15 protein-coding genes are annotated in these 18,336 nt (G+C 70.6%); 7 read left to right on the top strand and 8 right to left on the bottom strand.

From position 1 onward, the window contains the following. Nucleotides 1–124 precede the first annotated feature (124 nt). Nucleotides 125–637, top strand: a complete 513-nt coding sequence (locus CGL27_RS04040) for a MarR family transcriptional regulator (protein ID WP_162952866.1) — start codon at nucleotides 125–127, stop codon at nucleotides 635–637. Nucleotides 638–709: 72 nt separating this feature from the next. On the opposite strand, the gene CGL27_RS04035 is transcribed toward CGL27_RS04040, so the two are convergent. Next, complete coding sequence (locus tag CGL27_RS04035; protein WP_119984579.1) at nucleotides 710–1,558, bottom strand: hypothetical protein; 849 nt, start codon at nucleotides 1,556–1,558, stop codon at nucleotides 710–712. Between the two features lie 247 nt (nucleotides 1,559–1,805). On the opposite strand from CGL27_RS04035, the gene CGL27_RS04030 reads away from it, so the two are divergent. Further along, the gene (locus CGL27_RS04030) at nucleotides 1,806–2,396 is read left to right on the top strand and encodes a TetR/AcrR family transcriptional regulator (RefSeq protein ID WP_078638501.1); all 591 of its coding nucleotides are present in this window, start codon (nucleotides 1,806–1,808) and stop codon (nucleotides 2,394–2,396) included. Then, complete coding sequence (locus CGL27_RS04025; protein ID WP_119984577.1) at nucleotides 2,393–3,874, top strand: MFS transporter; 1,482 nt, start codon at nucleotides 2,393–2,395, stop codon at nucleotides 3,872–3,874. Before CGL27_RS04030 ends, CGL27_RS04025 begins: the two co-directional genes overlap by 4 nt. On the opposite strand, the gene CGL27_RS04020 is transcribed toward CGL27_RS04025, so the two are convergent. Continuing rightward, a complete protein-coding gene (locus CGL27_RS04020; RefSeq protein WP_078638499.1) occupies nucleotides 3,814–4,233 on the bottom strand; it encodes a Dabb family protein in 420 nt (139 codons plus the stop codon). The genes CGL27_RS04025 and CGL27_RS04020 overlap by 61 nt on opposite strands. 125 nt (nucleotides 4,234–4,358) lie before the next feature. Here CGL27_RS04020 and CGL27_RS04015 point away from each other — a divergent pair, with 125 nt between their 5' ends. Next, the gene (locus tag CGL27_RS04015) at nucleotides 4,359–5,021 is read left to right on the top strand and encodes a TetR/AcrR family transcriptional regulator (RefSeq protein WP_119984575.1); all 663 of its coding nucleotides are present in this window, start codon (nucleotides 4,359–4,361) and stop codon (nucleotides 5,019–5,021) included. A 45-nt stretch (nucleotides 5,022–5,066) separates the two neighbouring features. Here the strand turns inward: CGL27_RS04015 and CGL27_RS04010 are convergent, their stop codons facing one another. After that, nucleotides 5,067–8,444 (bottom strand): pyruvate carboxylase, encoded by a 3,378-nt coding sequence (locus CGL27_RS04010; RefSeq protein WP_078638497.1) that lies wholly within the window; start codon nucleotides 8,442–8,444, stop codon nucleotides 5,067–5,069. Nucleotides 8,445–8,805: 361 nt separating this feature from the next. Here CGL27_RS04010 and CGL27_RS04005 point away from each other — a divergent pair, with 361 nt between their 5' ends. Then, a complete protein-coding gene (locus tag CGL27_RS04005) occupies nucleotides 8,806–10,425 on the top strand; it encodes a GMC oxidoreductase (protein ID WP_119984573.1) in 1,620 nt (539 codons plus the stop codon). Between the two features lie 18 nt (nucleotides 10,426–10,443). On the opposite strand, the gene CGL27_RS04000 is transcribed toward CGL27_RS04005, so the two are convergent. From CGL27_RS04000 to CGL27_RS03980, 5 genes are all read right to left on the bottom strand, one after another. Next, nucleotides 10,444–11,730 carry a DUF1266 domain-containing protein gene (locus CGL27_RS04000; RefSeq protein WP_205587618.1) on the bottom strand — a complete coding sequence of 429 codons (1,287 nt, stop codon included), beginning with the start codon at nucleotides 11,728–11,730 and terminating at the stop codon, nucleotides 10,444–10,446. A gap of 40 nt (nucleotides 11,731–11,770) precedes the next feature. Then, on the bottom strand, nucleotides 11,771–13,603 hold the full coding sequence (locus CGL27_RS03995) for a glycoside hydrolase family 15 protein (protein WP_119984572.1): 1,833 nt from the start codon (nucleotides 13,601–13,603) through the stop codon (nucleotides 11,771–11,773). A 243-nt stretch (nucleotides 13,604–13,846) separates the two neighbouring features. Then, entirely contained in the window at nucleotides 13,847–14,785 is a 939-nt protein-coding gene (gene tgmB / locus CGL27_RS03990) for an ATP-grasp ribosomal peptide maturase (RefSeq protein ID WP_119984570.1), read from the bottom strand. 15 nt (nucleotides 14,786–14,800) lie between these two features. Then, nucleotides 14,801–14,992 carry a putative ATP-grasp-modified RiPP gene (gene tgmA / locus CGL27_RS03985; protein ID WP_014058169.1) on the bottom strand — a complete coding sequence of 64 codons (192 nt, stop codon included), beginning with the start codon at nucleotides 14,990–14,992 and terminating at the stop codon, nucleotides 14,801–14,803. Nucleotides 14,993–15,221: 229 nt separating this feature from the next. After that, nucleotides 15,222–16,013 (bottom strand): class I SAM-dependent methyltransferase, encoded by a 792-nt coding sequence (locus CGL27_RS03980; protein WP_119984568.1) that lies wholly within the window; start codon nucleotides 16,011–16,013, stop codon nucleotides 15,222–15,224. Between the two features lie 331 nt (nucleotides 16,014–16,344). On the opposite strand from CGL27_RS03980, the gene CGL27_RS03975 reads away from it, so the two are divergent. Together CGL27_RS03975 and CGL27_RS03970 are read left to right on the top strand one after the other, a co-directional pair. After that, nucleotides 16,345–17,610, top strand: a complete 1,266-nt coding sequence (locus CGL27_RS03975) for a sensor histidine kinase (RefSeq protein WP_119984566.1) — start codon at nucleotides 16,345–16,347, stop codon at nucleotides 17,608–17,610. Continuing rightward, the gene (locus CGL27_RS03970) at nucleotides 17,607–18,332 is read left to right on the top strand and encodes a response regulator transcription factor (protein WP_240450341.1); all 726 of its coding nucleotides are present in this window, start codon (nucleotides 17,607–17,609) and stop codon (nucleotides 18,330–18,332) included. The genes CGL27_RS03975 and CGL27_RS03970 overlap by 4 nt, the downstream gene beginning before the upstream one ends. Nucleotides 18,333–18,336: the final 4 nt, after the last annotated feature.

Below are 18,336 nucleotides of genomic sequence, written 5' to 3'. Positions count from 1 at the left end.
CGTGAACACCACGGCACGGCGGGCTACCGCCGGACGACCGGACGGCGAACCCGGACAACCATCTCGGTGGACAGTGGCGGATGTGCGTTGCCAGCGGCGGTGGCGGCGCAGCACGCTGTTCCCTGTGAACGATCGGGACGAAGAGCTGCGCGGGCTGGACGCGGTGCTGCGGGAGCTGCGGCACGCCCGGTTCGGGCTGTACGGACCGCTGGTACGGGAGCGCTTCCTGGGCGGGCTGCCCGCGGGTGTCACCCCGACGGGCTACCGGGTGCTGCGCTTCGTCGAGGCCAGCTCCCCGCCGGGCCCCGCCGTGTCCGACATCGCCGCCCTGCTGCTGTCCGACCGGGCTCGCGCCGTGCGCGTGGTCGACCGGCTGACGGCGGCAGGGCTGGTGACCCGGGTGCGGGACACCGTGGACCGGCGGATACGGAGGGTGGAGCTGACCGACGCCGGGCGCCGCCATGTCGCGCTGGCGGCCGAGCGGCGGACACGGCTGCTGGGCGAGGCCGTCGCGGACTGGCCGGGCGAGGACCTCGCCCGGCTGACGGAGTTCCTGGCGCGGTTCAACGCCTCCGTGGCGCGCCATCTGCCAGTGTCCGACGCATCTGACGCATCCGGTGTGTCCGACGGCCGGTGAACGCGGGGCCGGGGCGCCACCGGCCCCGCGTTCACCGCCGCGGGTGTGTCTCGCCGCGGGAGTGGCCGCCGGCTAAGCCTTGGACGCCTGGAAGTTCCGGAACAGCAGATAGGTGTCGAGGATGTCCGACGAGGCGCTCTCGACCGAGCGGTAGATGCCCCACTTGGGCCGCTGGTAGTCGTCCTGGTCCGGCATCTTCACATTGGACATGCTGCCCTGGACCGCGACCGGGGCGCCCGACCCGGTGCCGTTGCGGGCCACGAAGGCCGCCTTGCCGTTCGAGCCGATGGTGAGCGTCCACTCGATGGTGATCCACTTGTTGCGCAGCGGCGACAGATTGGTCGAGGCGATGTCCGGTGATCCGGAGTTGGCGTACGCACGGGCCCGCAGCGTTTCCGTGCTGCCGCTGCGGCCCAGGTCCAGGGTGATGTACGGACCGCCGTTGTCCGCCGGGGTCTTGGTCTGGAAGATGTGCGTGAACTTGCTGGTGCCGTGCAGCGAGGTGGGCATGAACATCTCGTAGCTGATGGTCCATGTCTCACCGTCGCGCATCTTCAGGGCCGTGCCGTCCTGCACCATGCCCTTGGACTCGGTGCGCTGGCGGTCGCCGCCACCTGTGGTGTCCCGGTCGTCCTTCCAGATGTTGAAGCGGTAGTGGTCACCGCCCTCGACGACCACATAGTCCCGGTCGGGGTGTGCGTTGCCGCGGTCGGCCTCGATGCCCTCGAACGCCTTGAGCCCGGCGCTGGACGGGTTCGGATGCCAGAGCAACTGCGCGGCCGCGGCCCGGGAGGCGGCGGAGGCCGGAGTGGCCCCCGAGGTCAGTTGCCCGAGGGCGATCGGTGTTCCGACGGCGGCCGCGGCCATCGAGCCGAGGACCCGGCGGCGGCTTAACGAGCGGGGAACGAGGGGTTCTGCCATGGTCGTTGACTTCCTTCCTGATCCGGTAAAGGAGTGGCGTGCTCATGGCGCACCACGCACCTTGGACCGGACCAAATGGACCGTCAAGGCGAACGGGCGGTTCTTTACCTCAGAATGACAATCACATAGATGAACAAACGTGCCCCTTTTTGGGTGCTTCGCAGGTCCTGTGGTCTCTGATGGTGGGCGTTCATTCGCCATTCTGAACGCGTAGACACTGTCTACTCCTCTCTGGTAGACAGTGTCTATGGATGAGCGTGAGCAGGACTCGGGTCTCCGGTCCCGACTGGTGGACGTCGGAGTGGGGCTGGTGGAGGCGGAGGGGGCGCAGGCCCTTTCGCTGCGGGAGATCGCCCGTCGGGCCGGGGTGTCCCACGGGGCGCCGCGGCGCTACTTCCCGACGCATCTGGCCCTGCTGTCCGCCATCGCGCGCCGCGGCTTCGAGCGCCTGACCGACCAGGCCGGTGAGGCCATCGCCGCTCATGAGGGCGATCCACGCGGGCAGTTGACGGCACTGGCGCGGAGCTGTCTCGACTTCGCGCTGACCAACCGTGGCATGTTCGAGCTGATGTTCCGCCACGATCTCCTGGAGAGCAACCAGCTCGGCCTGCGGGAGACGAGCCTGCCGCTCTTCGCCACCCTCGTCGACCTGGTGGCCAGGGTGCGGCCGGACTCCGGCGCGGAGCCACGGATCGTCGCGGGCGCGCTGTGGGCGAATCTGCACGGCATCGCCCAACTGTGGGGCTGGGGCAGCCTTCAGCTCGCCGTGGGAGTGGATGACGCCGAGCCGCTGCTGCGTGCCGCGCTCGACGCACACCTCGGCCCGGAGGCCCGATGAGCGCCCCGCGGGCACGACGCCTCACCCTCGTCGGCAGCGTCACCGGGGCCGTGATCGTCGCCCTGGACGGCACCGTGCTGACCGTCGCCCAGCCCCGTCTGCAGCGGGACCTCCATGCCACGTTCGCCCAGGTCCAGTGGACCAGTACCGGATATCTGATCGCCGTGGCGAGTCTGCTGGTGTTCGCCGGCCGCCTCGGTGACCGCTACGGGCATCGGCGCGTCTTCGCCATCGGGATGCTGGGCTTCGGCGCCGCCTCGGCGGGCATCGGGCTCGCGGGCGGCATCGGCTGGGTGATCGGGCTGCGGGTCGCCCAGGGGGTCTTCGGGGCGCTGCTGCAACCCGCCACCCTCGGGATGCTGCGCGCCGCGTATCCGCCCGACCGGCTCGGCAGGCCCCTCGCGGTGCGTACCGGCGCCATCGGGCTGGCGGCCGCGGCAGGCCCCCTGGTCGGCGGGGCGCTGACCACCCATCTGGGGTGGCGGGCGGTGTTCTTCCTCAATGTCGCGCCCGCCCTTGCCCTGGGCCTGGCGGCGCTCGCCGTCCGGGCCCCGATGGCGCCCCGTGAGACCGTCCGGCCGCGGCTCGATCTGCCCGGTGCCGCTCTGCTCGCGGTGGCGCTGGCCGGGCTGGTGCACACGCTCGTCGGCGTCCCCGGAACCGGCTGGACGGCGGTGACCGCGCTCGGACCGGCGAGCGCCGTGGTGGCCGGAGGTGTCTTCGTATGGCATGAGCGCCGTACGGAACATCCGCTGGTGCCGCCGGGTCTGCTGCGGTCGGCCACCGTCGGCCCGGCGCTCGGCGTGCTGGTGTCCGCCTCGGCCGCACTGTTCGGGGCGCTCTTCCTCGGCACCTACTATCTGCAGGACGTCCTCGCGCTGGATCCGCTCGCCAGCGGGCTCAGGGCGCTCCCGCTGGCGGTGATGATGGTGCTGGGCGCACCGGTGGCGGCGCTGCTGATGCGCCGTCAGGGACCCCGCCGGACTTCGGTTGCGGGGATGGTTCTGGTGGCGGCCGGTGTGCTGCTGATGTCCTGTCTCGGCCGGGGCTCGGGCGCCGAGGCGATCGGTGGATGCTTTCTCGTGCTGGGTGCGGGTTTCGCCACCGTGATGGTCACCGCGACCACCGTCGTCGTGCGCGACGCGTCCGTGGACACCGCCGGGGTGGCGGGCGGGCTCCAGCAGACCGCCATGAACATCGGCCCCGCGCTGGGGGTCGCGGCCGCGACCACGCTGATGAGCGTGGCCGGGCCGGGCGGCACCACCGGACGGCCGCCCGGCGACGGGCCGGGCTGGGCGGCCGACGTCTTCCTCTCGGCGGTGGGGCCGGCACTGACGGTCCTCGCGGCCGTGGCCGCGGCCGGTGCCCTGCTGGCCACCAGGCTGCCGGGCCGTGCGGCGGTGCGGCCACCCGAGGGTCAGCCGGTGGAGGAGCTCCCGGACGGGGCCCCGAGGTCGGAGATCGCGTCGAGCGCCTGACCCCACTGCGGGTACATCGCCACCTTCTTCAGATGCATCCCCATGACCTGTTCGCCGAGCGCGGGGTCCATGTCGTCCGAGAACTGGAACGCCGAGAGCTTCGCGAGATGAGGAAGGATCTCGTCGTCGCCCGCGATATGCGACGGGTCATGCAGATACCGGTCCAGTGCCGCCAGATCGGCCAACGCCGCGCAGTAGGCATGGGTGAAGCCCTCGGCCGAGTCGCCGAGGAACTGGCCGACGGTGGAGAACGCGACCGGCTCCAGCGCGCCCGTACGGCGCATCGCCGACAGAACCTTGGCCTTGTCCTCCTCGGTCGTGCCGTCCTTGAAGCTGAACCTCAACACGTTGAGCAGCATGGGGAGTTCCCCTCGTAGATGAACTAGCTGGTTCAAATTAATATCCAGTTCCGTCAATGGGCAAGGGAGTTGAGAAATCTGAACCGATGAGTTCAGTACGGCGTGTTGTGAGATACGATGCGCCGATGACGGCAGTGACAGCCTCGTCCGGGCGGAAGGTCTCGCGAGGGCGTATCGACAAGCGGCAGGCGATCCTTGACGCCGCCTTCACCGTCTTCGCCCGCCGGGGCTACGGACAGGCGTGCGTCCAGGACATCGCGGATGAGGCGGGTGTCGCCAAGCCCACGGTGTACAACCACCTCACCGACAAGGAGACCCTGTTCCGCCACGCCTTGGAGGCCGCGGCCGACGCCGTGATGGCGGAGAACCTCGCCGTCGTCGAGCGGCTGCGCGAGCCCGGGGACGATCTGCGCGCCGCCCTGGAGGACATGGCGTACCGGATGCTCCAGGTGTGCTGCGGGGAGCGTTCCCGTGCCCTGCGGCGGCTCACCTACGCCCAGGCGGCCGACTTCCCCGATCTGATCGAGATCGTCCAGGGGCGTACGGCCATCCGGCTCGGTGAGGCGCTGGCGGACCGGCTGGCCCGGCTGTCGCTGGCCGGGCGGCTGCGGCCGGGTGATCCGGCGCAGGCCGCGGAGCAGTTGCTCGCGCTGCTCACCGGCCCCATGGAGGTGCGGTCCCGGCTGGGTACCCGCAAGGTCTCCGCGGCCGAGACGCGCACGGTCGCCCGGTCCGCGGTGGACACCTTTCTGCGGGCATACGAAGCCGCCGCCACCGAGCACCCCTGACCCGAGGGCCGGGGACCGGTGGCGGCGGCTCGTCGACGCTGTCGCTCAGCCGAGGGCGACCAGCAGATCGCCGCCTTCCACCTGCTGGATCGCGCTGATGGCGATGCGCGACACCGTCCCGCTCTTCGGGGCGGCGATGGTGGCCTCCATCTTCATCGCCTCGATCGTCGCCACGGTGGCACCGGCCTCCACCTGATCGCCCTCGGTCACCGCCAGCGTCACCACACCCGCGAAGGGCGCCGCCACATGGCCGGGGTTGCTCCGGTCGGCCTTCTCGGTGGCCGGCACGTCGGAGGCCGCCGAGTTGTCCCGCACCTGGACCGGGCGCAACTGTCCGTTCAGCGAGGCCATCACCGTGCGCATACCGCGCTCGTCGGCGTCGCCGATGGCCTCCAGCTCGATCAGCAGCCGGACCCCGGGCTCGAGGTCCACCGTGTACTCCTGCCGCGGGCGCAGCCCGTAGAAGAAGTCCTTGCTGTCCAGCACGCTGGTGTCGCCGTGGGCCTGCCGATGCGCCTCGAACTCCTTGGTCGGACCGGGGAACAGCAGCCGGTTCAGCGTCGCCCGCGGATCCTTCTCCAGCAGCTCCCGGTCCTCCGTGGACAGCTCCGCGGCCGTCGGCTTGGCGGCCGCGCGGCCCTCCAGCGCCTTGCTGCGGAACGGCTCGGGCCAGCCGCCCGGCGGATTGCCCAGCTCGCCGCGGAGGAACCCGATGACCGAGTCCGGGATGTCGTACCGGCCCGGATCCGCCTCGAAGTCCTCCGGCGACACCCCCGCCCCCACCAGGTGCAGCGCGAGATCGCCGACCACCTTCGAGGACGGGGTGACCTTCACCAGATGGCCCAGCATCCGGTCCGCGGCGGTGTACATCGCCTCGATCTCCTCGAAGCGGTCGCCGAGGCCGAGCGCGATGGCCTGGGTGCGCAGATTGGACAGCTGACCGCCGGGGATCTCATGGTGGTACACCCGCCCGGTCGGCGAGGCGAGGCCCGCCTCGAACGGTGCGTAGATCTTGCGCACGGCCTCCCAGTACGGCTCCAGGCCGCCGATCGCCTCGAGGTCGAGCCCGGTCGGCCGGTCGGAGTGGTCGGTGGCGGCCACGATCGCCGACAGCGACGGCTGGGAGGTGGTGCCCGCCATGGAGGCCACCGCGCCGTCCACCGCGTCCGCACCGGCCTGGACCGCCGCGAGATAGGTGGCGAGCTGGCCGCCCGCGGTGTCATGGGTGTGGATGTGCACCGGCAGGTCGAACTCCCTGCGCAGCGCGGAGACCAGCGTGGCCGCGGCCGGGGCGCGCAGCAGCCCCGCCATGTCCTTGATGGCCAGCACATGCGCGCCCGCGTCCACGATCTGCTCGGCGAGCCGCAGATAGTAGTCGAGGGTGTAGAGCTGCTCCGAGGGATCGGACAGATCGGAGGTGTAGCAGAGCGCCACCTCGGCGATCGCCGAGCCGGTCTCCCGTACCGCGTCGATCGCGGGCCGCATCTGCCCGATGTCGTTCAGCGCGTCGAAGATCCGGAAGATGTCGATCCCGGTGGCCGTGGCCTCCTGTACGAAGGCGGTGGTCACCTCGGTCGGATACGGCGTGTAGCCCACGGTGTTACGGCCGCGCAGCAGCATCTGCAGACAGATGTTGGGTACCGCCTCGCGCAGCTTGGCCAGCCGCTCCCACGGGTCCTCGGCGAGGAAGCGCAGCGCCACGTCGTAGGTGGCCCCGCCCCAGCACTCCAGCGACAGCAGCTGCGGCACGCTCCGCGCCACCACCGGGGCCACGGCCAGCAGGTCCCTGGTGCGGACCCGGGTGGCCAGCAGCGACTGATGCGCGTCCCGGAAGGTGGTGTCGGTGACCCCGATCGTGGGCGACTCGCGCAGCCATCGCGCGAAACCCTCCGGGCCCAGCTCGGTGAGCCGCTGCTTGGAGCCGGCGGGCGGCTCGGCGTCCGGCACCGGGGGCAGCTTGGTGCTCGCGTTGATCAGATGGGGCCGCTCGCCGTGGGGCTTGTTCACCGTGACATCGGCGAGATAGGTGAGCAGCTTGGTACCGCGGTCGGCGGAGTGCCGCGCGGTCAGCAGATGCGGCCGCTGCTCGATGAACGACGTGGTGACCTGCCCGGCCCGGAAGTCCGGATCGTCCAGCACCGCCTGGAGGAAGGGGATGTTCGTGGAGACGCCGCGGATGCGGAACTCGGCCACCGCACGCCGGGCGCGGCCGACCGCGGTCGCGAAGTCCCGCCCCCGGCAGGTCAGCTTGACCAGCATCGAGTCGAAGTGGGCGCTGATCTCCGCACCGGAGTGGGTGGTGCCACCGTCCAGCCGGATGCCCGAGCCGCCCGGGGAGCGATACGCGCTGATCATCCCGGTGTCCGGGCGGAAGCCGTTGGCCGGGTCCTCGGTGGTGATCCGGCACTGCAGCGCCGCACCCCGCAGATACACGGTGTCCTGGGCGAGGCCGAGGTCGGCCAGCGTCTGGCCGGCGGCGATCCGCAGCTGCGACTGGACCAGGTCGACATCGGTGATCTCCTCGGTCACCGTGTGCTCGACCTGGATCCGCGGATTCATCTCGATGAACACATGGCGGCCCTCGCGGTCGAGCAGGAACTCCACCGTGCCGGCGTTGCGATAGCCGATCTGCCGGGCGAACTTCACCGCGTCCTCGCAGATCCGTGCCCGCAGCTCCGGATCGAGGTTGGGGGCCGGCGCCAGCTCGATCACCTTCTGGTGGCGCCGCTGCACCGAGCAGTCGCGTTCGAACAGATGGATGACGTCGCCCTGCCCGTCGGCGAGGATCTGCACCTCGATATGGCGGGGCTCCACCACCGCCTTCTCCAGGAAGACCGTGGAATCGCCGAAGGCGGACTCGGCCTCCCGCGCCGCCGCCTCGATGGACTCACGCAGCGTCTCCCGGTTCTCTACCCTGCGCATCCCGCGCCCGCCACCACCGGCGACGGCCTTCACGAACACCGGGAAACCGAGCTCGTCCGCGGCCCGGACCAGCTCGTCCACATCGGTCGACGGCTCGGAGGAGCCGAGCACCGGCACCCCGGCGGCACGGGCCGCGGCCACCGCGCGCGCCTTGTTCCCGGTGAGCTCCAGGATCTGCGCGCTGGGCCCCACGAACGTGATCCCCGCCTCTTCGCACGCACGTGCGAGATCGGGGTTCTCGGACAGAAAGCCATATCCGGGATACACGGCGTCCGCGCCCGCGCTGCGCGCCGCGCGGACGATCTCCTCGACGGAGAGATAGGCCCGCACCGGATGGCCCGGCTCACCGATCTCATACGCCTCATCGGCCTTGAGCCGATGCAGCGAGTTGCGGTCCTCATGCGGGAACACGGCTACGGTTCTCGCGCCCAGCTCATAGCCGGCGCGGAAGGCGCGAATGGCGATCTCTCCACGATTGGCGACCAGCACCTTGCGGAACATGCCCGATCCCTTCTACCTGCCCGGTACCTACGACACACGCTCGTCGGCGAACACTACTGCCGCCTACCACGCAGGACGCCCGGGGTGTGATCGAGTTCTCGTGGATGGCGTGCGGGATGGCACCCGGTCCTTGTCACCCATCGTCGCAGCGGATACGGAGAGTGACCCTGTGGCCGCGCCGGGTGGTGCCGTACCTGGCCCCGGAACGCCGTTCCGAACGCTGGGACCGAGGAGTGCGGACGCGACAGTAATTGATAAATAACGAGAATTCGCACAAGCCCTCCGATGCCGGGAAGGGCTGCCGAAAAGGACCTTGCGCCATGTCATGGCGAGATCTGGCGATTACGCCCATCATGCCGCCATGACAGCAAATCTGACGCGTCGTCATATTCTCGGTCTGGCCGCCCTGCAGAGCGCGGCGGCCCTCGGACTCACACGCATCGGCCTCGCCCCGGCGGCTGCCGCCGAGCGCGCCGACCACTTCCCCGCCGTCGTCGTCGGCTCGGGCTACGGAGCGGCCGTGGCCGCGCTCCGGCTCGGCGAGGCGGGCATCAGAACCCTCGTCGTGGAGATGGGACGGTTATGGGACACCCCGGGTCCCGACGGCCGGGTCCACTGTTCGATGACCGCCCCCGATCAGCGCTCCATGTGGTTCAAGACCAGAACCGAGGCGCCCCTGTCCACCTTTCTGTGGCTGGACGTCATCAACAAGGACATCACCCCCTACCCCGGCGTCCTGGACCGCGTCCGCTTCCCCGGTATGTCCGTCTACGTGGGGCGCGGGGTCGGTGGCGGTTCGCTGGTCAACGGCGGTATCGCGGTCACCCCGTCACGCTCGTACTTCCAGCAGATGCTGCCGCAGGTGGCCGCGGACCCGATGTACGACACCTACTTCCCGCTGGCCAACCGCATGCTCGGGGCCACCACCGTGCCCTCCGCATGGTTCGAGGCCACGGAGTGGTACACCTACGCCCGCGTCGCCCGCGACCAGGCGGCCAGGGCGGGCCTGAAGACCGTCTTCATGCCCAATGTCTACGACTTCGACTACATGCGGCGCGAGGCCGACGGAACGGCGACCAAGTCCGCGCTCGCCCAGGAGGTCATCTACGGCAACAACTTCGGCAAGCGCAGCCTCGACAAGACCTATCTCGCGGCCGCGCTCGGCACCGGCCAGGTCACCCTGCACACCCTCAGCCGCGCCCGGGCGCTGCGGCGGGCGCCCGACGGCAGCTATGTCCTCACCGTGGAGCGCATCGACACCACCGGCACCGTCGTCTCCACCGACGAGATCACCTGCGGTTCGCTGTTCCTCGGCGCGGGCAGCCTCGGCACCACCGAGCTCCTGCTGCGCGCCCGCGAGACCGGCGCCCTGCCCGAGCTGAGCGCGGAGGTCGGCCGGGGCTGGGGCGGCAACGGGAACGTCATGCTCGGCCGCGCCAACCATGTGTGGCACCCGACCGGTGCCCGTCAGTCCACCATCCCGGTGATGGCGATCGACGACTGGTCCAACACCGCCAACCCGGTCTTCGCCGAGATCGCCCCGCTGCCCGCCGGCCTCGAGACCTGGGTCAGCCTCTACCTCGCCATCACCCGGAACCCCGAGCGCGCCACCTTCACCTATGACGCGGCCAAGGACACCACCGTGCTCAACTGGACCCGCGCCCAGAGCGCGCCGTCCGTCGGCGCGGCCAAGGCGCTCTTCGACCGCGTCAACTCCGCCAACGCCACCATCTACCGCTATGACCTCTTCGGCGACACCCGGGCCATCGCCGACGACTTCTGCTACCACCCACTGGGCGGCTGTGTCCTGGGCCGGGCCACCGACGCGTACGGCCGGGTGACCGGCTACGACGGGCTCTATGTGACCGACGGATCCCTCATCCCGGGCTCCATCGGCGTCAACCCGTTCGTCACCATCACCGCCCTGGCCGAGCGCACCATGGCCCGGGTGCTGGCCGAGGACCGTGTCGGCGGCCGGTGACGCCCGGTCCCGCCGGGATCACTTCCAGGGAAGGGTGAGCCAGGGGCTCTCCGGATCGGTGGTGAGGATGCGATGCGCGGTGAGCATGTCCTCGTACCACTCGCCGAACTCCTCGTCGTCGAAGTGGAGACACCGCCCGAGGATGTACGCGGCGGAGAACTCCTCCCAGGAGCGGTAGTTGGCCTGCGCCGACCGTCCCGCGCGCAGCACCGCGCGCTCGGCCTCGTCGAGGGAGCAGAAACGTGCGGCGAGCCCCCACCGGGCCATCCCCGAGGCCCGCCCGTAGTCCCACGCCTCCACCGTGCGGACGAACTTCCCCTCGGCGAGCAGGCCGTCCGCGCGGAACCGGGCCTCATAGCGGGCGATCCGGCCGATGAGCCGCTGCACGCCCGCCACCTGAGCCTCCACCTCCGCGCTGTCCCGGGGCTCCGCCTTGGTGACCCCGTCGGGGGTGATCCGGACCTCGCCGGGCTCGGCGGCGGTGCGCCGCAGCACCCGCTCGGCCACCGTCCGCCAGTGGTCCACTCCGACCGGGCCGGCGAAGTCCAGGGCCAGGGAGCGGCGCACCCCGAGCGCGAACTCCCAGACACCGCTGATTATTTCGGCGCCCAGCAGCAGTTCCTGGATGCGCTGCCACTCCTCCCGGCCGGTGATGCCCCACCACTCCTTGAGCCGGCTCCGCTCACGGGTGTATCCGCCGCCGTGGTAGGCCATGGCGTTCCACAGCTCGCCGTTCTTGACGAACAGCAGTGCCCCGCAGGCCAGTCCATGGGCCACCGGGCCCTGTGTCGGCCCGCCCACCCGCAGCCCGCGCAGCTCCATGGGCGCGTGTGCGCGGCCTTCGCCGTCGGCGGCGTGCTCGGCGTGGCCGCTCCACAGGGCGCGGTGCGCCGGGGAGGTCGGGAAGAACGTCTCACACGGACTGCCGGGGTTGACCACGATCCACGGCGGGTCGCCGGGCTCCCACTCCGTGGCGAACCACCCCAGGGAGTAGGCGAGATAGACGGTCTCCGGATGGGGCGCGGGGAGCATGCCCTCGGTGAAGATGGGCAGGCAGTTGGCCTGCACCTGGGGATACCAGTACGGGGTGAACAGCACCGTCCCGGGGCGCGCCTGGAGGCGGGAGTACGCATCGGCGACGAACAGTTCGGTGCGCGCCAGCACATCGAAGTACGCCGACCAGTCGCCGCGGGCCTTCGCCTCGTACAGCTCCCGCTCGATCGCGCTCGGCGCCTGCCATGTGGTCTGTGTGCCGCCCTGGACGCCGTGTTCCGGCACGGCGGCCGGCCCCTCCCCGTTCCCCATGGCCGACCACTCTATCCAGCGGCCCTCCGTGCCCGCGTGATCAGCCCAGGGCCCGGTCCAGGTTGAACGCGGCGCTGATGAGCGCGAGATGGGTGAACGCCTGCGGGAAGTTGCCGATCTGCTCACCGGTGCGGCCGATCTCCTCCGCGTACAGCCCGACATGGTTGGCGTAGGTGAGCATCTTCTCGAAGGCCAGCCGCGCATCGTCCACCCGTCCGGCCCGGGACAGCGCCTCGACGTACCAGAACGAGCAGATCGAGAAGGTACCCTCCTCACCGCGCAGCCCGTCCGGGCTGACCGTCGGGTCGTAGCGGTAGACCAGCGAATCGGACACCAGCTCCTCGCCCAGCGCGTCCAGCGTGGACAGCCATTTGGGGTCGGTGGGGGAGATGAACTTGGACAGCGGCATCATCAGCACCGAGGCGTCGAGCACCTCCTCGCCCTCGCGCTGTACGAAGGCGCGCCGCCGCGGCGACCAGCCGCAGCGCATGATCCGGCGGTAGATGTCATCGCGCGCCTTCGACCAGCGGGCCATGTCCGCGGGCAGGCCGCGGTGGCGGGCGATGCGCATCCCCCGCTCGATCGCGACCCAGCACATGAGCTGCGAGTAGAGGAAATGCTGCGGGCCGGCGCGGGTCTCCCAGACGCTCATATCGGGCCGGTCCCAGTTGTCACAGACCCAGCCGACCGCGTCGCTGACGGTGTCCCAGTGGTCGCTGGCCAGCGGTTGCCCCCATTTGTCGTAGAGGTAGAGGGAGTCCACCAGTGCTCCGTAGATGTCCAGCTGGAGCTGGTGGACCGCCGCATTGCCGACCCGGACCGGGGCGGAGCCCTGATGGCCCTCCAGATGGGGGAGCATCTGCTCGGGGATCTCGCTGCGGCCGTCGATGCCGTACATGATCTGCATCGGGCCGCCGGGGCCGTCCTCGAAGCTGATGTACTCGGACAGGAACCGGACGAACGCCTCGGCCTCCTGGGTGAAGCCCAGCCTCAGCAGCGCGTAGATGCAGAACGCGGCATCGCGGACCCACACATACCGGTAGTCCCAGTTGCGCTCGCCGCCGATCTGCTCGGGCAGGCTGGTCGTCGGAGCCGCCACGATGGCGCCGGTCGGCGCGTAGGTGAGCAGCTTGAGCGTGAGCGCCGAGCGGTGCACCATCTCCCGCCACCGCCCGCGGTAGCGGGACTGCGAGAGCCAGCGCCGCCAGTAGCGCACGGTGGCGTTGAACAGCTCCTCCGCCTCCGCCTGCGGACAGTGCCGCGGCTGCACCGTGCCGCCGATCCGGTCGAGCGCGAAGACCGCGGCCTCGCCCTCGACCAGCTTGAACGTGGACACCACGTCGGCCCCGTCGGTCTCCACGGTGACGCTGGAGGTGAGCGCCAGCGACAGCTCCGGGGACTCGAAGATCGTGAGCCCCTCCTCGGCGCGCACCGTATGCGACTGCCGGGCGTAGTCGAACCGGGGCGCCACCCGTGCGGTGAAGGGCAGCGATCCGCGCACGCACAGCACCCGGCGGATCAGCCGGTGCCGGTCCGCCTCGCGTGAGTCGTCCACGATCGGCATGAAGTCCTGGACCTCGGCGACCCCGTCGTCCGCGAAGAAGCGGGTGATGAGGATGTTGGTGTCGGGGAAGTAGAACTGCTTCGTCCGGGCGGGCACATCCGGTGTGAGCCGGAACGAACCGCCGCGGTCGGCGTCCAGGATCGACGCGAACACACTGGGTGCGTCGAACCGGACCGGGCAGTACCAGTCGATGGTGCCGCGGGTATCGACGAGCGCGGCGGTGCGCAGATCGCCGATCAGACCGTGCTCGGCGATCGGCACATAGCGGGACGCGTCCGTCGGGCGGCGGATGCTGTCGGCGACGGTCATCGGAACCTCCCGCGCTGAGGGAGGGGTGGGAAACCCTGGGTAGCGCAGACTCTCGCTTCAGGATACGACCGACGGGCCGGTCCGGCGCAGCGCCGCCCCGCTGCGTAGCCGGCCGCCACGCTCTGTGCGCAGGGGCGCTCGTGGGCGCCCCGGGCCGGCGCGAACGGGGACGGGACCGCCGTCGCACGCCGGCTCGGTGATCACCCGCGCCGCCTCCGGAGGCACGGCTCTCCGGCCCGGTCGTCACCGGTGGGCGGCCCCGGGCGCCGCCAGCCAGGACGCGACCGCCGCCGCGATGGGCTGACCGGTCTCCAGCTCGACAAAGCCGAATTGGCCACCCTGGTTGCACTCCAGGAACCACCAAAGGCCATCGGCGTCCTCGGCGAAGTCGAAGGCCCCATAGGCGAGACCGGTGAGAGCCATGTACTCATGAACGGCGCGCACGATTCTGGCGGGCACATCCACGGCTTCCCAGCGGTGTCCATGACATCCATAGCGCCCGTCCACCTGCCCCGAGGCGGCGGCCTTGCGTGCGGCGAATAACTCGCTGCCGACGCAGATCAGCCGGATGTCGGCCGCTTTGGGAATGTACCGCTGAAGAAGGGTCGCCCCGGCCGCGACATCGGAGAAATCCGTGTCCGGTCCGATACGGGTAGTAGGCAGTGCGACCGGCGGATCGGCGGTCGGCGGACCGGACGCGGATTTCACCACGATGTCCGTGCACTGGACGGCGAAATCGCGCGCCGCGCGCGGATAGGTGGTGACCAGAGTCGAGGGCACGGCGAAACCGCTGTGCTGGGCGACCCGCAACTGGAACGGTTTGTGCCGGGCCGGTTCGGCGGCCGCCGGATGGTTCATCCAGCGGGCCGTTGTCGCGTAGAGCATCCCGTAGAGCGCCTGTCCGCACTCGGCCGTCAGCCACTCCGATGGATTCGCCGCGTGGGCCGCGGGCCGCCCCGGCCTGCGCACCCAGATGGACCGCACACCGTGGATGCTGACGAGGCGTCCCTCGGTCGACAGATATCCCGTGAAGTCACCGCGATCGAATTCGACCGACAGCCCGGCCTGATCCGGAAGGTCGGCGGGATCGAAACGCACCAGAGGGACGCCTTGTTCGCGCAGCTCCGCCACCACCAAGTCGGCGGTGACATCCTGGCGACAGGTCAGGATGAGTACCGTCATCGACGTATGCGCAGGTCAGTCGTCGAAGTGCGTCTTCGAACCAGCTGTGGACGTGGTTGTGCCGGTGGCCAGCAGCACCGCACGGTCGGCGATGGCCGGACGCCCGTCGGAGAGGACATTCAACTGCAGGGCGGCGTCATAGGCGTAGGTAACGCTGACCGACGACCGCTCGGCAGGGATTGCGTGCTTCAGTACGAAGGGCTGCATGAGTGACCTCTTGGTGCTCCATGTATTCGTCTATCCACCACGCAACAGTACGTACTAAAAGTCTACGGCACTCCCTAGCAACGATTTTGTCCTCTGTGTTGCGATATGAAGTGTGTCACAGGATCCCAGTGGAACCTCAAGGCCCGATTGAACGTCAACATATGCCTCAGGTATTGCGTCACCGAATAGTCGGCCACCGCAGAGGGAGCACCAGCTGAGGAACGGCGGGTCAGGACGTCTGCGCGGCCTCGCGGTGGGTGATGCGGATCTTCGACTGGCCGTGCGGCAGCTCCTCCCAGTCCGTCATGAACCGGGCCGCCAGACCGTGTTTCTCCGCCAGCGCGATGAGCGTCTCGGTGCGGTAGTAGAAGTCCTCCCGCAGCACCTGGTGTTCGACGCCCTCGGTGCGGTCGAAGGTGAAGTCGAACCAGCCGCCGGGCGCCATGACGCGGCCGACATGGGCCAGGCACTCCTCGATGACGGGCAGCGGCGAGTGCGAGAAGACACTGTGCGCGTGCACCACGTCGAAGTGAGCGTCGGGCAGGAAACGCAACGTCAGATCGCGGACGGGGGTGAGGGTGGGACGCCGGCCCTGCAGTCCCTCTCGCACCAATGTGTCCTGCGCGGCCGTGAGGATCTCGGGCGAGATGTCGACGCCGTAGTAGTGGCCCGGCTGCAGATGGCTGATGAACCGCCAGCCCGCCCGCAGATTGCCGCAGCCGATCTCCAGCATCCGGTGTTCCGGCCGCAGACCGTGGCCCAGGAGATAGTCGAACTGCATCGCGCCCAGCGCCAGCCACCGTTCATGGTTGCGGCTGCCGACCGCCGCTTCCGGGCTGGTGCGGGTGTCGGACCGCATCACCGCGCGGTAGTACGCGACGTGGTCGGGATAGCGGTAGCGCAGCCAGGCGTCCCGGGTGGCGCGGATCAGATGGCGCGGTACGCGCTGCGGGTGGCGCAGCGCGTAGGAGACCCGGTGGCCGAGGGCGGAGCGGTTGACGCCGAGGTTCTTGGCGGGCATGTGGACTCTCTCGTGGTCGTGGTACGGACGCGGCGGACCATGCGTTCCCGCGTCGCTGTTGTCGGTACCAGCCTCGGCGCCGTGGCGGCGGCGCGGATCGGCGGAGCGGTCCCGGTCCGGACGCGGTCCGGGTGATCGCCGTATCAACCGATCGGATGATGCGGCGTCCGGCCGGGCGCGTTAGGACTGGCTGAGGGAGTGATCCCAGAAGAACCGGAGAGTCCGGAGCGAAGCGAAGAGGTCCGGAGTGAATCCGGAGAGCAGGGAGGGGGCCGGGGTGCGGTCGGCGGTCAGGGCGGTCGGGCGGTCAGGATGGGCGCCGTGGTCGGCGATGTGGTCGGCATGGTCCGGGCGGTCCGGGACCGACGGGGTGGACGATCCGGATGAGCGGTGGCTGACGGCGGTTCTGCACATCGCGTTCTTCCTGCTGCTGGGCTCCTCGCTGGTCCGCTATCTGATCCGGGACACCGGCACCCCGCCGAACGGCTGGGTCGTCGCCCTTTTCGTGGCCTTCGGCGCGCTCTATCTGCCCGGCCGGTGGCCGGCGCCCGCGCCGAGCCCCGGCCACCGGCCCTCCGGCCGCTATCTGGTCTGGCTGACAGCGGTGCTGGCCGCATGGGTCGCGCTGCTGGTCCTCGCGCCGAGCGCCGCATGGTGCGCGATGCCGCTGTTCTTCACCGGTCTGCACACGCTGCCCACCCGGTTCGCGGTGCCCTTGGCCGCCGTGCTCACCGCGCTCGTCGTCGCCTCGAAACTGCGGTTCATGCACGACGGCTTCGACCCCAACGCGCTGATCGCGCCGCCCGCCATCGCCGCCGTGGCCGCCGCCGTCCTCATTCATCTGCGGCGCCAGTCGGCGCGGCAGCGGGTGCTGATCGACGATCTGGTCCGTACCCGCCGTGATCTGGCCGCGACCGAGCGGCGGGCCGGAATCCTGGCCGAGCGTCAGCGGCTGTCCTCGGAGATCCATGACACCCTCGCCCAGGGCCTGTCCAGCCAGCGGATGCTGCTGCAGGCCGCCGACCGCACCTGGGAGACGGACCCGGAGGCGGCCCGAGGCCATATGCGCGACGCGGCGCAGATCGCCTCCCGCAGCCTCGCCGAGGCCCGCCGGTTCGTCCAGGACCTGGCCCCGGCCGACCTCGCCGAGGGCTCCCTGGCCCAGGCACTCGGCGCGCTCGCCGAGCGGGAGAGCGGCGCGGGGCAGACGGTGGACTTCCACCTCGACGGACCCCTCGGCCCACTGCCCGAGCGGGTGGCGGCGGCGCTGCTGCGCATCGCCCAGGGCGCGCTGGCCAATGTGCGGGAGCACGCCGGGGCGAGCCGGGCCGCGCTCACCCTGACCTGCATGGGCGACCAGATCTGTCTGGACATCGCCGATGACGGCCGCGGCTTCGACACCGACGCCGTCCCCGACCCCGGAGCCGACCGGTCGCGCGGACACGGGCTGCCGGCCATGCGGGTCCGCGTACGGCAGCTGGGCGGCACGCTCACCGTCGAGTCCGCACCGGGCGAGGGGACCGTCGTCTCGGCCGCGATCCCCGTCGAGCCCCTTCCCGCCCTCGTCCCCGACCGTCCCGTGGAGGCCACGGCATGAGCCCGATCCCATCCCCGTCGTCCGGCGCTGCCGCGAGCGGGGACGCGGCCCCGTCCCCGTCGTCCGGCCCCGCGGCGAGTCCGGTCCCGCCCGCTCCCGCCATCCGGCTGCTGCTCTGCGACGACCACGCCGTGGTGCGGGCCGGGCTGCGGGCGCTGCTGGCCAGCACCGACGGCATCGAGGTGGTCGGCGAGGCGGGCAGTGGCGAGGAGGCCCTCGCCATGGTCGCCCCGCTCCGGCCCGATGTGGTGCTGATGGATCTGCAGCTCGGGGAGGGCATGGACGGGGTGACCGCCACCCGGCGGCTGGTCTCCGGCGACCCGCCCGCGCCCCGTGTCCTGGTGCTCACCATGTTCGACACCGACGCCGACATCACCCGTGCCATCGAGGCCGGGGCCACCGGCTATCTGCTCAAGGCCGAGCGGCCGGAGGAACTGTTCGCGGCGATCCGCAACGCCGCCTCCGGCCGTACCGCGCTGTCCGCCCCGGTCGCCGACCGGGTGCTGGCCCGGATGCGCAGCCCGCGCCCCGGACTGTCCGAGCGGGAGCGCGACATCCTCCGGCAACTGGCCCGTGGCCTGGGCAACCGGGAGATCGCACGGGCCCTGTTCATCAGCGAGGCCACGGTCAAGACCCATCTGGGTCGGATCTACGGGAAATTGGGGGTCGAGACCCGGGCCGGGGCGGTGGCGGTGGCCACCGAGCGGCGGCTGCTGCCCTGACGGC

The sequence above is a fragment of the Streptomyces sp. 11-1-2 genome (assembly GCF_003595545.1).
GTDB classification, from domain to species: domain Bacteria; phylum Actinomycetota; class Actinomycetes; order Streptomycetales; family Streptomycetaceae; genus Streptomyces; species Streptomyces hygroscopicus_B.
This window is presented reverse-complemented; position numbering and strand designations above follow the sequence as displayed.

Coding starts and splice junctions, on each gene's coding strand:
- CGL27_RS04015 (WP_119984575.1), top strand. CDS start 4,359: ATGACGGCAGTGACAGCCTCGTCCGGGCGGAAGGTCTCGCGAGGGCGT.
- tgmA (WP_014058169.1), bottom strand. CDS start 14,992: ATGCAGCCCTTCGTACTGAAGCACGCAATCCCTGCCGAGCGGTCGTCG.
- CGL27_RS03980 (WP_119984568.1), bottom strand. CDS start 16,013: ATGCCCGCCAAGAACCTCGGCGTCAACCGCTCCGCCCTCGGCCACCGG.
- CGL27_RS04010 (WP_078638497.1), bottom strand. CDS start 8,444: ATGTTCCGCAAGGTGCTGGTCGCCAATCGTGGAGAGATCGCCATTCGC.
- CGL27_RS04035 (WP_119984579.1), bottom strand. CDS start 1,558: ATGGCAGAACCCCTCGTTCCCCGCTCGTTAAGCCGCCGCCGGGTCCTC.
- tgmB (WP_119984570.1), bottom strand. CDS start 14,785: ATGACGGTACTCATCCTGACCTGTCGCCAGGATGTCACCGCCGACTTG.
- CGL27_RS04000 (WP_205587618.1), bottom strand. CDS start 11,730: ATGGGGAACGGGGAGGGGCCGGCCGCCGTGCCGGAACACGGCGTCCAG.
- CGL27_RS03995 (WP_119984572.1), bottom strand. CDS start 13,603: ATGACCGTCGCCGACAGCATCCGCCGCCCGACGGACGCGTCCCGCTAT.
- CGL27_RS04005 (WP_119984573.1), top strand. CDS start 8,806: ATGACAGCAAATCTGACGCGTCGTCATATTCTCGGTCTGGCCGCCCTG.
- CGL27_RS04025 (WP_119984577.1), top strand. CDS start 2,393: ATGAGCGCCCCGCGGGCACGACGCCTCACCCTCGTCGGCAGCGTCACC.
- CGL27_RS04030 (WP_078638501.1), top strand. CDS start 1,806: ATGGATGAGCGTGAGCAGGACTCGGGTCTCCGGTCCCGACTGGTGGAC.
- CGL27_RS03975 (WP_119984566.1), top strand. CDS start 16,345: ATGTGGTCGGCATGGTCCGGGCGGTCCGGGACCGACGGGGTGGACGAT.
- CGL27_RS04020 (WP_078638499.1), bottom strand. CDS start 4,233: ATGCTGCTCAACGTGTTGAGGTTCAGCTTCAAGGACGGCACGACCGAG.
- CGL27_RS03970 (WP_240450341.1), top strand. CDS start 17,607: ATGAGCCCGATCCCATCCCCGTCGTCCGGCGCTGCCGCGAGCGGGGAC.